The sequence below is a fragment of the Enterobacter sp. UPMP2061 genome (assembly GCF_053709615.1).
On record NZ_JBSKJP010000003.1, the window covers coordinates 1 to 14168 of the forward strand.

The following is a 14168-nucleotide window of genomic DNA, read 5'->3' on the forward strand; positions in this document are numbered from 1 at the left end:
TTTTCAGGATATTCCTGAAATTTCTCTTAAGACTGGTTTTCAGGGCTTATGGCGTTAACATAATAAGTGTTTGTTCATAAACACAGGTTCTGATTGACGACGTTGAAGGCTGTATCGTCCCGCATCCGTTTTTTGCTGTTACTCCCCCTTTTTACGGCTGGAGCCGTTCATGGTGCGCCGAAATCCTTCGTGCAGCAGGCGCAAAATCCGTTTGATAACAACGGCGATAGTCTGCCGGATCTCGGCATGGCGCAACCGACCAGCGAAGGCGAAAAGCATCTGGCTGAAATGGCTAAGGCCTTCGGTGAAGCCAGTATGACCGATAACGGCCTGACGGCCGGGCAGCAGGCGCGACAGTTCGCGTTTGGCAAGGTGCGGGATGCCGTGAGCGGGGAAGTCAACGAGCAGATTGAATCCTGGCTTTCACCCTGGGGAAACGCCAACGTCAATGTGCTGGTGGATGACGACGGCAACTTTAACGGCAGCAGCGGAAGCTGGTTTATCCCCTGGAACGACAATACCCGCTATCTGAGCTGGAGCCAGCTTGGGCTGACGCAGCAGACAGACGGGCTGGTGAGTAACGTCGGGGCAGGTCAGCGCTGGGTTGCCGGAAACTGGCTGCTGGGCTACAACACTTTTTACGACAACCTGCTGGAAGACAACCTGCAACGTGCCGGGCTGGGCGCAGAGGCGTGGGGTGAAAACCTGCGCCTGTCGGCCAATTACTACCAGCCGTTCGCTGGCTGGCAGCCGCGTTCCGACATCCGCGAGCAGCGCATGGCGCGCGGATACGACGTAACGGCCAAAGCCTGGCTTCCCTGGTTTCACCACCTGAACACCAGCGTCAGCTTTGAACAGTATTTTGGCGATAACGTCGATCTGTTTAACAGCGGTACGGGGTATCACAACCCGGTTGCGGTCAACCTGGGGCTGAACTATACCCCCGTACCGCTGGTCACCCTGACGGCTGCCCATAAGCAGGGGGAGAGCGGCGTTAGCCAGAATAACCTCGGGCTTAAGCTCAACTATCGTTTTGGCGTGCCGCTGGCGAAACAGCTTTCCGCCGGGGAAGTGGCGGCGACGCGCTCGCTGCGGGGCAGCCGCTATGATTCACCCGATCGCGATAATCTGCCCGTGATGGAATTCCGTCAGCGCAAAACCCTCTCGGTATATCTGGCCACGCCGCCGTGGGATCTTAAGCCAGGCGAAACGGTGATGCTGAAGCTGCAAATTCGCAGCACGCACGGTATCCGGCAGATCCACTGGCTGGGAGATACCCAGGCGCTCAGCCTGACCTCACCGGCAAACGGCAACAGCAGCGATGGCTGGAGTGTGATCATGCCTGCATGGGATGATTCGGAAGGGGCGAAAAATACATGGCGGCTTACGGCCGTGGTGGAAGATAAGGATGGGCAGCGTGTCTCCTCCAATGAGATCACGCTTTCCGTGGTGCAACCGCTCGTCGCAATGCCTGCCGACGATCCACGGTGGAAGTTGCTGCCGGATGAGTAAGTTAAAAAATGCGCTCCTGATGCACCCAGACGGCGGCTTCGACGCGGGATTTTAACTTCATTTTTTTCAGCATGTGTTTGACATGCACTTTGACCGTGCTCTCGGTGATGTCCAGACGGCGGGCGATCATTTTGTTCGGCAGCCCCTGGGCAATCAGCTTCAGAATGTCACGCTCACGCGGGGTCAACTGGCTGACGTCACGATCAGACGTGGCGCGGTTCGCACGCAGGCTGGCGGCCAGTACCGGCGTTAACGCTTCACTCAGCACCATCTCGCCTGCGGCAGCCTGTTGCAGCGCCTTGAGCAGATCTTCCGGCTCCATATCTTTCAGCAGATAGCCGTCTGCCCCTCGCTTGAGGGCGGTGACCACGTCTTCTTCATGGTTTGAGACGCTGAAGACCACCACCCGGCCAGAGAGGGATTTCTCCCGCAGCTTGTCGAGGGTTTCCAGGCCATTCATGCCCGGCATGTTGAGATCGAGCAAGATCAAATCAGGATCGAGCGATTCGGCAAGTTCAATACCCTGTTCGCCGTTACTGGCTTCCCCGACGACGGTGATATCTGGCGCCATGCTGACAAGCTGTTTAACGCCAGTGCGCAGCATCGGATGATCGTCAATCAACAGGATAGATGCCGGTTCCTGATTAGTCATGGTTTTCTCCTTGAGCAGTTATGAGGGGCTTTTCGGGTATAAAGGTGACCACAACTTCGGTGCCACCTGACTCTCCCCGGCGAACCTGGCAATCACCGCGCAGGCTTTGCGCGCGGTCTCGCATAATAATTAAACCATAGTGGTTCGTTCGTTCGGCATTTTCCGGCACGCCGCGGCCGTTATCCTGAACCCTGAGCTTCACCTGATTATCCTGGCAGCTGACGGTGACCGTGACGGCCGTCGCCTCGGCATGCTTGAGCACGTTGCTCAGGGCTTCGCGGGCAATTTGCAGCAAGTGGATCGCCTGGTGAGAGGGGACAAAACGCGGTGGCAGCTGGTAATCCAGCTTCACCGGGAAGCCCAGCCGGGCGCTAAACTCCTGACAGCTGGATTCCAGCGCAGGGCGCAGCCCCGGCTCTGTGAGCTGCAAACGGAAGGTGGTCAGCAGCTCGCGAAGCTGAATCCACGAGGTGTTAAGCTCGTTGCGGATCTGGCTGAGCAGCTGTTTGCTGCTCTCGGGCATGCCTTCATCCTGCATTTGCAGGCAGCTCACCTGCATCTTCATGCAGGAGAGGGACTGGGCGATGGAGTCGTGAAGCTCGCGGGCGATGGTGGCACGCTCCTCCATCACGATCAGCTGCTGCTGTTTCTCCTGGTGGCGGTCGAGCGCCAGCGTGGCCGTGAGCTGCTCAACAAGCGTATCGACCAGCTGCTGCTGGTCGTGGCTCAGGTGACGTCCGGCGGGCAGGGTGGCCAGCAAAATACCGTACTGGGTATGGCTGTCCATCAGCCGCCACTTGAGGGTCGTGCCGCTGGTGGTAAGCGGCGGCAAGCCGCGCGGGCACAGATGACACCCTTTATCGTCGCAGGATATGTCCGACTGACAGGTAAATTCCTGATGGTTTTCCTCATCCTCAACGTCGTAAACCCGAAGCTCAAGATCGCGGAGCAGAGTCAGATTTTGCAGGCCGTTCAGTACCGGCGAGAGACGTTCGCAAAGCGGGACCTGCATATGCAGGCGACGGTTCGCCTGCCAGAGGAAAGAGAGGATCTCGTTTTTCTGCTCAAGCCCGGCGGTTTTCTCCTGGACGCGTTGTTCCAGTACCGCGTAGCTTTCTGATAGCTCTGCCGACATGGTGTTGAGCGCCTCGCCGAGCATCGCCATTTCGTTGCGCCCGCTGATGTGCGTGCGCTGGGTAAAATCGCGCTGTGTGACGGCGCGGGCCATCGCCAGGAGCTGTTTCCAGGGATTAAGCAACCGCGCGCGTAGCCAGATAACCGTGAAAATCAGCAGCAAACCCATAAACAGCGCCATTGCGCGGTGAACCATCACCACACGGTCAATGCGTAACTCTGTGGTGCGATCGAATGAGGAGACAAGATGATCGATGCGTGACACAAACCCGGCGACGTCCCGGGCGACCGTTTCCCGGTCTTCCGCCCGCTTTAACCCAGGCTCCAGCTGGGTATGCCAGTAGCCCTGAAGCGCCTTAAGCTGAGATTGCTGACCGTCACGGATGGCGGCTCTTTCCAGTTCAGGGCTGAATGCGGTACGCTCCATTTCGTCGATAAGCGGTTGGTCAGCCTGCGTCAGCGGCACCGACGCCAGCAGCCGGTAACTCTGCATACGTAGCGAGCCTGCCTCGTTGATGGCATGCGCGTTACCCTGTACACCCTGTACCAGCCAGCCAGAAATAGCCATGCCGGTCACGCCGATAGCGGTGGACAGCAGAACAATAAGCGCCAGCTGGTTAACCAGCGTCAGCGGAGATAAACATCTTTTTAACATAGAGTTGCCGGGCTCCTGACGTGACCTGATTGCAGGAATGGCGCTATTCTGGTGCATACCCTGGAGTATACCCATACCAATAAAGGATTACCTCTAAATTGCCAGAGGGGTAACGGTTAGTGGGTGGACGAAGCAGGGATGCGTCAGCACCGTGAAAAAACACACCTTTTTTACGTTTTGCATCTACTCATTAAGAGTGATGGCTTTTTTTTCGCCGCAAAACCTCCCACTTTTCCTTTGATTTATATCAACTTACCGCCGCTCTAAAGCCCTAATGTTTGCAGCATCATTCGAGAATCAGAGGTGTCTATGAGTCACTCTTCCGCTCCCGAAAGGGAAACTGGTGCCGTTATTACAGACTGGCGTCCAGAGGATCCGGCGTTCTGGCAACAGCGCGGCCACCGTGTAGCAAGTCGTAATCTGTGGATTTCCGTTCCATGTCTGTTACTGGCGTTTTGCGTCTGGATGTTGTTTAGTGCGGTTGCGGTTAACCTTCCAAAAGTGGGCTTTACCTTTACTACCGATCAGCTGTTTATGTTGACCGCGTTGCCGTCGCTTTCAGGCGCACTGCTGCGCGTTCCTTACGCGTTTATGGTGCCGGTCTTTGGTGGTCGTCGCTGGACGGCTTTCAGTACCGGGATCATGATCGTACCGTGCGTGTGGCTCGGTTTTGCGGTGCAGGATACCTCCACACCGTTTAGCGTATTCGTGATTATCTCTCTGCTGTGCGGTTTTGCGGGGGCGAACTTTGCGTCCAGTATGGCAAACATCAGCTTCTTCTTCCCGAAAGCGAAGCAGGGTGGTGCGCTGGGCATTAACGGCGGCCTCGGTAATATGGGCGTGAGCGTGATGCAGCTGATTGCCCCGCTGGCGATCTCTGTCTCCATCTTTGCGGCCTTTGGCGGCGGCGGTGTGACGCAGCCCGACGGTTCCGTGCTGTTCCTGCAAAACGCCTCCTGGATTTGGGTACCGTTCCTGGTGGTCTTTACCCTGGCGGCGTGGTTCTTCATGAACGATCTGTCCGCGTCCAAAGCGTCACTGAGCGAGCAGCTGCCGGTGCTGAAGCGTGGCCACCTGTGGGTGATGGCGCTGCTGTATCTGGCGACCTTCGGCTCGTTCATCGGTTTCTCAGCAGGCTTTGCCATGCTGTCTAAAACCCAGTTCCCGGACGTGCAGATCCTTCAGTTTGCCTTCTTCGGTCCGTTTATCGGCGCGCTGGCACGTTCGCTGGGCGGGATGATCTCCGACCGTCTGGGGGGAACGCGCGTTACGCTGGTGAACTTTGTTGTGATGGCCATCTTCTGTGCGCTGCTGTTCCTGACGCTGCCTGCGGGTGGTGAGGGGGGTAACTTCTTTGCCTTCTTCGGCGTATTCATGGTGCTGTTCCTGACCGCCGGGCTGGGCAGTGCGTCTACTTTCCAGATGATCTCTGTCATCTTTCGCAAGCTGACCATGGACCGCGTGAAAGCGCAGGGCGGGAGCGATGAGCAGGCAATGCGTGAAGCCGCCACCGATACCGCTGCGGCGCTTGGGTTTATCTCTGCGATTGGCGCGATTGGCGGCTTCTTTATTCCAAAAGCGTTCGGTATCTCACTGGATCTGACCGGCTCTCCGGCGGGTGCGATGAAAATATTCCTCGTCTTCTATATCGCCTGCGTGGTCATCACCTGGCTGGTATATGGCCGTAATACCAAGAAAAACAAGTAAGCTTGATTATCCGTTTGCGCGGCCTGAGTGCCGCGCTTTTTTTAATCGCTAAATAGTTACAACATACTAATAGCTTTTCCTGTGGTCATACGCAGGTAACGCTGTGATCGCCATCGCTTTACAGGTGTTTCTACCCCTTAATACCTAAGATGTTAAATTTTGCCTCACTTATTGTACGATAAATAAAATATATCTATATAAATCATAAAGTTAAAAAATATTAACGGCTACCGCTTTGGTGGTATTTGATCTAATACCCCCCCCTCAGAGTCCCCCTTCGTCTTGATCGTTATCAATTCTCACCATCTTTCATAGCGTTACCTTCGCTGCAAATCAGCAATGTCGATTTAGAGAGCCACAGGCTCCACACAGGAGATACCCGATGAGCAAATTTTTGGACCGGTTTCGCTACTTCAAACAGAAGGGTGAAACTTTTGCCGATGGGCACGGCCAGGTTCTGGATACCAACCGGGACTGGGAAGACGGTTACCGTCAACGCTGGCAGCATGACAAAGTTGTCCGTTCTACCCACGGCGTAAACTGCACTGGCTCATGTAGCTGGAAGATTTTCGTTAAAAACGGTCTGGTGACCTGGGAAATGCAGCAGACCGATTATCCGCGTACCCGTCCGGATATGCCGAACCACGAGCCGCGCGGCTGCCCGCGTGGGGCCAGCTACTCCTGGTATCTCTACAGCGCCAACCGTCTGAAATACCCGCTGATGCGTAAACGCCTGATGAAAATGTGGCGTGAAGCGAAAGTGCAGCACAGCGATCCGGTTGATGCCTGGGTCTCCATCATTGAAGATGCCGACAAAGCGAAAAGCTTCAAGCAGGCGCGTGGTCGCGGTGGTTTCGTTCGCTCTTCCTGGAAAGAGGTGAACGAGCTGATTGCGGCTTCCAACGTCTACACCGTGAAAACCTACGGTCCTGACCGTGTGGCAGGCTTCTCGCCAATCCCGGCGATGTCGATGGTCTCTTACGCCTCCGGCGCGCGCTACCTGTCACTCATCGGTGGTACCTGCCTGAGCTTCTACGACTGGTACTGCGACCTGCCGCCAGCGTCACCACAGACCTGGGGTGAGCAGACCGACGTGCCGGAGTCCGCCGACTGGTATAACTCCAGCTACATCATCGCCTGGGGCTCTAACGTTCCGCAGACCCGTACCCCGGATGCGCACTTCTTTACCGAAGTACGTTACAAAGGGACCAAAACCGTCGCCGTGACCCCGGACTACGCCGAAATCGCCAAACTGTGCGACCTGTGGCTGGCGCCGAAACAGGGTACCGATGCCGCAATGGCGCTGGCGATGGGCCACGTCATGCTGCGTGAATTCCACCTCGACAAGCCAAGCCAGTATTTCACCGATTACGTGCGTCGCTACACCGACATGCCAATGCTGGTGATGCTCGAAGAGCGTGACGGCTATTACGCCGCAGGCCGTATGCTGCGTGCCGCGGATCTGGTGGACGCGCTGGGTCAGGAAAACAACCCGGAGTGGAAAACGGTCGCCTGCAACAGCAACGGCGAGCTGGTGGCGCCAAACGGTTCTATCGGCTTCCGCTGGGGGGAAAAAGGCAAATGGAACCTGGAGCAGCGTAACGGCACCACGGGTGAAGAGACGGAGCTGCGTCTCAGCATGCTGGGCAGCCAGGATGAGATCGCCGATGTCGGCTTCCCGTACTTTGGTGGTGAAGGTTCCGAGCACTTCAACAAGGTTGAGTTGCAAAACGTTCTGATGCACAAGCTGCCGGTGAAGCGCCTGCAACTGGCGGACGGTTCTACTGCTCTGGTCACTACCGTCTACGATCTGACCATGGCTAACTACGGCCTGGAGCGTGGCCTGAACGACGAAAACTGCGCGACCAGCTATGATGACGTGAAGGCTTATACCCCAGCCTGGGCGGAGCAGATCACCGGTGTGCCACGCGCCCAGATCACCCGTATCGCCCGCGAATTTGCGGAAAACGCCGACAAAACCCACGGTCGCTCCATGATCATCGTCGGTGCCGGTCTGAACCACTGGTATCACCTCGATATGAACTATCGTGGCCTGATCAACATGCTGATCTTCTGCGGCTGCGTCGGGCAGAGCGGCGGCGGCTGGGCGCACTACGTGGGCCAGGAAAAACTGCGTCCGCAGACCGGCTGGCAACCGCTGGCGTTTGCCCTTGACTGGCAGCGTCCGGCTCGTCACATGAACAGCACCTCCTACTTCTATAACCACTCCAGCCAGTGGCGCTACGAGACGGTTACCGCCCAGGAACTGCTGTCGCCGATGGCGGATAAATCCCGCTACAGCGGCCACCTGATTGACTTCAACGTGCGCGCTGAGCGTATGGGCTGGCTGCCGTCTGCGCCGCAGCTGGGTACGAACCCGCTGCGTATTGCGGAAGCGGCGAAGCAAGTGGGCATGTCACCGGTGGACTACACCGTTAAATCCCTCAAAGACGGCTCAATCCGCTTCGCGGCAGAACAGCCGGAGAACGGTAAAAACCATCCGCGTAACCTGTTCATCTGGCGCTCTAACCTGCTGGGTTCTTCCGGTAAAGGCCACGAGTACATGCTGAAATACCTGCTCGGTACCGAAAACGGTATTCAGGGTAAAGATCTCGGCAAGCAGGGCGGCGTGAAGCCGGAAGAAGTGGAGTGGAAAGACAACGGTCTCGACGGCAAGTTGGATCTGGTGGTGACGCTGGACTTCCGTCTGTCCAGTACCTGCCTGTACTCCGACATCGTGCTGCCTACTGCCACCTGGTACGAAAAAGACGACATGAATACGTCGGATATGCATCCGTTTATTCATCCGCTGTCGGCGGCCGTTGACCCGGCGTGGGAATCAAAAAGCGACTGGGAAATTTACAAAGACATCGCGAAGAAATTCTCTGAAGTCTGTGTAGGGCACCTGGGCAAAGAGACCGACGTGGTGACGCTGCCAATCCAGCACGACTCCGCTGCCGAACTGGCTCAGCCGCTGGACGTGAAGGACTGGAAAAAAGGCGAGTGCGATCTGATCCCGGGCGTAACCGCGCCGCACATTATTCCGGTTGAACGTGATTACCCGGCAACTTACGAACGCTTTACCTCTATCGGCCCGCTGATGGAGAAGATCGGTAACGGCGGTAAAGGCATCGCCTGGAACACCCAGAGCGAAATGGATTTGCTGCGCAAGCTCAATTACACCAAAGCAGACGGCCCGGCGAAAGGCCAGCCGATGCTGAACACGGCAATTGATGCGGCAGAGATGATCCTGACCCTGGCCCCGGAAACCAACGGCCACGTGGCGGTGAAAGCGTGGGCGGCCCTGAGCGAGTTTACCGGTCGTGACCACACGCACCTGGCGAAGAATAAAGAGGAAGAGAAAATCCGCTTCCGCGATATTCAGGCCCAGCCGCGCAAGATTATCTCCAGCCCGACCTGGTCTGGCCTCGAAGATGAACATGTGTCCTATAACGCCGGATACACCAACGTTCACGAGCTGATCCCATGGCGCACGCTTTCTGGCCGTCAGTCTCTGTATCAGGATCACCAGTGGATGCGTGACTTCGGTGAAAGCCTGCTGGTTTACCGTCCGCCAATCGACACCCGCTCCGTGAAAGCGGTGATGGGCGCGAAATCGAACGGTAACCCTGAGAAGGCGCTGAACTTCCTGACGCCGCACCAGAAGTGGGGTATCCACTCCACCTACAGCGACAACCTGCTGATGCTGACGCTGTCGCGCGGGGGGCCAATCGTCTGGATGAGCGAAGCGGACGCCAAAGATCTGGGTATCGAAGATAACGACTGGATCGAAGTGTTCAACAGCAACGGCGCCCTGACGGCACGTGCGGTGGTGAGCCAGCGTGTACCGGCCGGGATGACCATGATGTACCACGCGCAGGAACGTATCGTTAACCTGCCGGGGTCTGAGATCACCGAGCAGCGCGGCGGTATTCACAACTCCGTGACCCGTATTACGCCGAAGCCGACCCACATGATCGGTGGTTATGCCCAGCTGGCCTACGGCTTTAACTACTACGGCACCGTAGGATCGAACCGCGATGAGTTCGTGGTGGTACGTAAGATGAAGAATATTAACTGGTTAGATGGCGAAGGTAATGACCAGGTACAGGAGAGCGTAAAATGAAAATTCGTTCACAAGTCGGCATGGTGCTGAATCTGGATAAATGCATCGGCTGTCATACCTGCTCAGTCACCTGTAAAAACGTCTGGACCAGCCGTGAAGGTATGGAGTACGCCTGGTTCAACAACGTGGAAAGTAAGCCGGGCACCGGCTTCCCGACCGACTGGGAAAACCAGGAGAAGTGGAAGGGCGGCTGGATCCGTAAAATCAACGGCAAACTGCAACCGCGCATGGGTAACCGTGCCATGTTGCTGGGAAAAATCTTCGCTAACCCGCATCTGCCGGGCATTGATGATTACTACGAGCCGTTTGATTACGACTACCAGAATCTGCACAACGCGCCGGAAAGCAAACACCAGCCGATCGCCCGTCCTCGCTCGCTGATCACCGGCCAGCGCATGGACAAAATTACCAGCGGTCCAAACTGGGAAGAGATTCTGGGCGGCGAGTTTGAAAAACGCGCCAAAGACCAGAACTTCGAGAACATGCAGAAGGCGATGTACGGCCAGTTCGAAAACACCTTCATGATGTACCTGCCGCGCCTGTGCGAACACTGCCTTAACCCGGCGTGTGTGGCGACCTGCCCAAGCGGCGCCATCTACAAGCGTGAAGAAGATGGCATTGTGCTGATCGACCAGGACAAGTGCCGCGGCTGGCGTATGTGCATCACCGGCTGCCCGTACAAAAAAATCTACTTCAACTGGAAGAGCGGTAAGTCTGAGAAGTGCATCTTCTGCTACCCGCGTATCGAAGCCGGTATGCCGACAGTCTGCTCAGAAAGCTGCGTAGGTCGTATCCGCTACCTCGGCGTGCTGCTGTACGACGCGGACGCGATTGAAAATGCCGCAAGCACCGAGAACGAGAAAGATCTGTATCAGCGTCAGCTGGACGTCTTCCTCGATCCAAACGATCCGAAGGTTATTGAGCAGGCGCTGAAAGACGGTATTCCGCAGAGCGTGATTGACGCCGCACAGCAGTCCCCGGTGTACAAAATGGCGATGGACTGGAAGCTGGCCCTGCCGCTGCACCCGGAATACCGCACGCTGCCGATGGTCTGGTACGTGCCGCCACTGTCTCCGATTCAGTCTGCGGCGGACGCGGGTGAACTGGGCAGCAACGGCATTCTGCCGGACGTGGAAAGCCTGCGTATCCCGGTTCAGTATCTGGCCAACCTGCTCACCGCAGGGGATACCCAGCCGGTACTGCTCGCGCTGAAACGTATGCTGGCGATGCGTCACTTCAAACGTGCCGAAACCGTTGACGGCGTTAACGATACCCGCGCGCTGGAGGAGGTTGGTCTGACCGAAGCGCAGGCGCAGGAGATGTACCGCTATCTGGCAATCGCTAACTACGAAGATCGTTTCGTGGTGCCGAGCAGCCACCGTGAACTGGCTCGCGAGGCCTTCCCGGAGAAAAGTGGGTGTGGCTTTACCTTTGGCGACGGTTGCCACGGGTCAGACAGCAAATTCAACCTGTTCAACAGCCGCCGCATTGACGCGATGGATGTGACCAGCAAAACGGAGCCGCACCAATGATTGAACTCGTCATTGTTTCGCGTCTGCTCGAGTACCCTGATGCTGCGCTTGTGCAGCATCAACAGGAACTCTTTGATGCACTCGCGTCATCTGAAAACCTGGATAAAGAGGATGCCCAGAAGCTGGGCGTTTTCCTCCGCGATCTGCTGGCACGCGATCTTCTTGATGCGCAGGCGGACTACAGCCAGCTGTTTGACCGGGGCCGTGCCACGTCTCTGCTGCTGTTCGAACACGTTCACGGTGAATCCCGCGACCGTGGTCAGGCGATGGTGGATCTGATGGGCCAGTACGAGCAGCACGGTTTGCAACTCGACAGCCGCGAGCTGCCGGATCACCTGCCGCTGTATCTGGAATATCTGGCGCAGTTGCCGAAAGAGGAAGCGCTGGGCGGGTTGCAGGACATTGCTCCCATTCTGGCGTTGCTCGGCGCGCGTCTCCAGCAACGTGAGAGCAGCTATGCAGTCCTGTTCGATCTGCTGGTGAAACTGGCTAACGCCTCGGTTGACAGTCAAAAAGTGGCGGAAAAAATCGCGGATGAAGCCCGTGACGATACCCCACAAGCACTGGATGCCGTCTGGGAAGAGGAGCAGGTGAAATTCTTTGCTGACCAGAGCTGTGGCGAATCTGAAATCTCCGCGCATCAGCGTCGTTTTGCCGGAGCGGTGGCTCCGCAATATTTGAATATCTCTAACGGAGGACAGCACTAATGCACTTCCTGAATATGTTCTTCTTTGACATTTACCCGTATATCGCGGGCACCGTGTTCCTGGTGGGAAGCTGGCTGCGTTATGACTATGGCCAGTACACCTGGCGTGCTGCCTCCAGCCAGATGCTGGATCGTAAAGGGATGAACCTGGCGTCAAACCTGTTCCACATCGGGATTTTGGGAATTTTCGCCGGCCACTTCCTGGGGATGCTGACCCCGCACTGGATGTACGAAGCGTGGCTGCCGATTGAAGTGAAGCAGAAGATGGCGATGATTGCCGGCGGCGCCTGTGGCGTGATGACCCTGGTGGGTGGTCTGTTGCTGCTGAAACGACGTCTGTTCAGCCCACGCGTGCGGGCTACCACGACCGGAGCGGACATCCTGATCCTCTCCCTGCTGATGGTGCAGTGTGCGCTTGGTCTGCTGACCATTCCATTCTCTGCGCAGCATATGGACGGCAGCGAGATGATGAAGCTGGTGGGATGGGCGCAGTCTGTCGTGACCTTCCGCGGGGGCGCTTCTGAGCATCTGGACGGCGTGGCGTTTATCTTCCGCGTTCACCTGGTGCTGGGTATGACCCTGTTTGTGCTGTTCCCGTTCTCTCGCCTGGTGCACATCTGGAGTGCGCCGGTGGAGTACCTGACGCGCAAATATCAGGTTGTGCGTGCTCGTCGCTGATTCGCTGTATTAATACAACCCCGCATTTGCGGGGTTTTTTTTGTCCCCGATCCAGGGGGGCGTGCGGATGCCGGGTGGCGGCTGCGCCTTACCCGGCCTACAGACCCTATTCGTAGCCCCGGTAAGCGAAGCGCCACCGGAGAAAACAGGCAGGGAAGGATTACTCCCGGCATCGAGAAATATGGAGCATTGTGCTTGAGTGAGTGCTTAAGAATCTGGAAGTGATGGTGGTGGGGGAAGGATTCGAACCTTCGAAGTCGATGACGGCAGATTTACAGTCTGCTCCCTTTGGCCGCTCGGGAACCCCACCAGGGATAATTCATATTTTGAGGTAAAGCTGGAGATGGTGGTGGGGGAAGGATTCGAACCTTCGAAGTCGATGACGGCAGATTTACAGTCTGCTCCCTTTGGCCGCTCGGGAACCCCACCACGGGGTAATACTTTTAACTGGCCTGCTTCCTGTTGGAAGCGGGGCGCATCATATCAAATGAGACGCCCCTGTAAAGCATTCCTTTAGGAAAATGAAGCTGTTTGCCTGCTTTTTATCCGTAAAGGCGTAAAGCTAATCAATTCATTTTCCGAGGGATTAAAGAATAATCGTTCTGTTGCCGTACACAAAGACGCGCTGAGCAAGTACCTGATACAGCGCACGGCTCAGTACATTCTTCTCAACGTCACGGCCAGCACGCATCATATCTTCTGCCGTATAGGTGTGATCCACGTGGATCACGTCCTGCATGATGATTGGACCTTCGTCCAGATTGTCATTCACGTAGTGCGCGGTTGCGCCAATGATCTTCACCCCACGCTCGTATGCCTGGTGATACGGACGCGCGCCAATAAAGGCTGGCAGGAAGGAGTGGTGGATGTTGATAATTTTGTTCGGGAAGCGCGCCACGAAGGATGGCGTCAGCACGCGCATATATTTCGCCAGCACCACGTAGTCCGGGTTATGCGCTTCAATCGCAGCTGCCATCAGGTTGTCGTGCTCTTCACGGGTATAGCCTTCGTGACTGACCAGCTCAAACGGAATGTCAAAACGTTCAACCAGCGTACGCAGCGTCTCATGGTTGCCAATGACGGCGGCAATTTCGACGTCCAGGCCACCGTAGTTGGCTTTCATCAGCAGATCGCCCAGGCAGTGCGCCTCTTTGGTGACCAGAATGACAATGCGGCGACGGCCCGCCGGGTTAAGCTCGCGCACCGAGCCTTCCGGCAGGGCGCTGTCCAGATCGGCAAGCAGGGTTGTGTCGTTGAAAATGCCTTCCAGTTCGGTACGCATAAAGAAGCGACCGGTACGGTGGTCAACGAACTCGTTGTTCTGCACGATATTCAGTTCATGCTTGTAGCAAATGTTGGTAATTCGTGCGATCAGCCCTTTTTGATCGGGACAGATAGTGCGCAGAACTTTACGTTGTAATGATTGCATCGCCGGGAAATCCTGTTTATGTATTTGCGAAGTCTGA

General features: G+C 56.5%; 9 protein-coding genes and 2 tRNA genes. 6 read left to right on the forward strand and 5 right to left on the reverse strand.

Annotated elements, in window-relative coordinates; translation table 11 throughout:
- Nucleotides 1-93 precede the first annotated feature (93 nt).
- A complete protein-coding gene (locus tag ACWKXX_RS08790) occupies nt 94-1512 on the forward strand; it encodes a YchO/YchP family invasin (protein WP_017384247.1) in 1419 nt (472 codons plus the stop codon).
- A gap of 1 nt (nt 1513) precedes the next feature.
- Here the strand turns inward: ACWKXX_RS08790 and narL are convergent, their stop codons facing one another.
- Both narL and narX read right to left on the reverse strand, forming a co-directional pair.
- Nucleotides 1514-2164 (reverse strand): two-component system response regulator NarL, encoded by a 651-nt coding sequence (narL, locus tag ACWKXX_RS08795; RefSeq protein WP_003856701.1) that lies wholly within the window; start codon nt 2162-2164, stop codon nt 1514-1516.
- Nucleotides 2157-3953 (reverse strand): nitrate/nitrite two-component system sensor histidine kinase NarX, encoded by a 1797-nt coding sequence (gene narX, locus ACWKXX_RS08800; protein ID WP_032669674.1) that lies wholly within the window; start codon nt 3951-3953, stop codon nt 2157-2159. Before narX ends, narL begins: the two co-directional genes overlap by 8 nt.
- Before the next feature lie 309 nt (nt 3954-4262).
- Between narX and ACWKXX_RS08805 the strand changes: the two genes are divergently transcribed.
- The 5 genes from ACWKXX_RS08805 to narI all read left to right on the forward strand — a co-directional run bounded on the left by ACWKXX_RS08805 (nt 4263) and on the right by narI (nt 12702).
- Entirely contained in the window at nt 4263-5660 is a 1398-nt protein-coding gene (locus tag ACWKXX_RS08805; RefSeq protein ID WP_017693303.1) for a NarK family nitrate/nitrite MFS transporter, read from the forward strand.
- Between the two features lie 382 nt (nt 5661-6042).
- Nucleotides 6043-9786 carry a nitrate reductase subunit alpha gene (locus tag ACWKXX_RS08810; protein WP_261666195.1) on the forward strand — a complete coding sequence of 1248 codons (3744 nt, stop codon included), beginning with the start codon at nt 6043-6045 and terminating at the stop codon, nt 9784-9786.
- Nucleotides 9783-11318, forward strand: a complete 1536-nt coding sequence (gene narH / locus ACWKXX_RS08815; protein ID WP_017384243.1) for a nitrate reductase subunit beta — start codon at nt 9783-9785, stop codon at nt 11316-11318. Before ACWKXX_RS08810 ends, narH begins: the two co-directional genes overlap by 4 nt.
- The gene (gene narJ / locus ACWKXX_RS08820; protein WP_017384242.1) at nt 11315-12025 is read left to right on the forward strand and encodes a nitrate reductase molybdenum cofactor assembly chaperone; all 711 of its coding nucleotides are present in this window, start codon (nt 11315-11317) and stop codon (nt 12023-12025) included. Before narH ends, narJ begins: the two co-directional genes overlap by 4 nt.
- A complete protein-coding gene (narI, locus tag ACWKXX_RS08825; protein ID WP_015570365.1) occupies nt 12025-12702 on the forward strand; it encodes a respiratory nitrate reductase subunit gamma in 678 nt (225 codons plus the stop codon). The genes narJ and narI overlap by 1 nt, the downstream gene beginning before the upstream one ends.
- Before the next feature lie 225 nt (nt 12703-12927).
- Here the strand turns inward: narI and ACWKXX_RS08830 are convergent.
- The 3 genes from ACWKXX_RS08830 to purU all read right to left on the reverse strand — a co-directional run bounded on the left by ACWKXX_RS08830 (nt 12928) and on the right by purU (nt 14131).
- Nucleotides 12928-13012 (reverse strand) — tRNA-Tyr (locus ACWKXX_RS08830).
- 34 nt (nt 13013-13046) lie between these two features.
- Nucleotides 13047-13131 (reverse strand) — tRNA-Tyr (locus ACWKXX_RS08835).
- 157 nt (nt 13132-13288) lie between these two features.
- Entirely contained in the window at nt 13289-14131 is an 843-nt protein-coding gene (gene purU / locus ACWKXX_RS08840; protein WP_015570366.1) for a formyltetrahydrofolate deformylase, read from the reverse strand.
- Nucleotides 14132-14168: the final 37 nt, after the last annotated feature.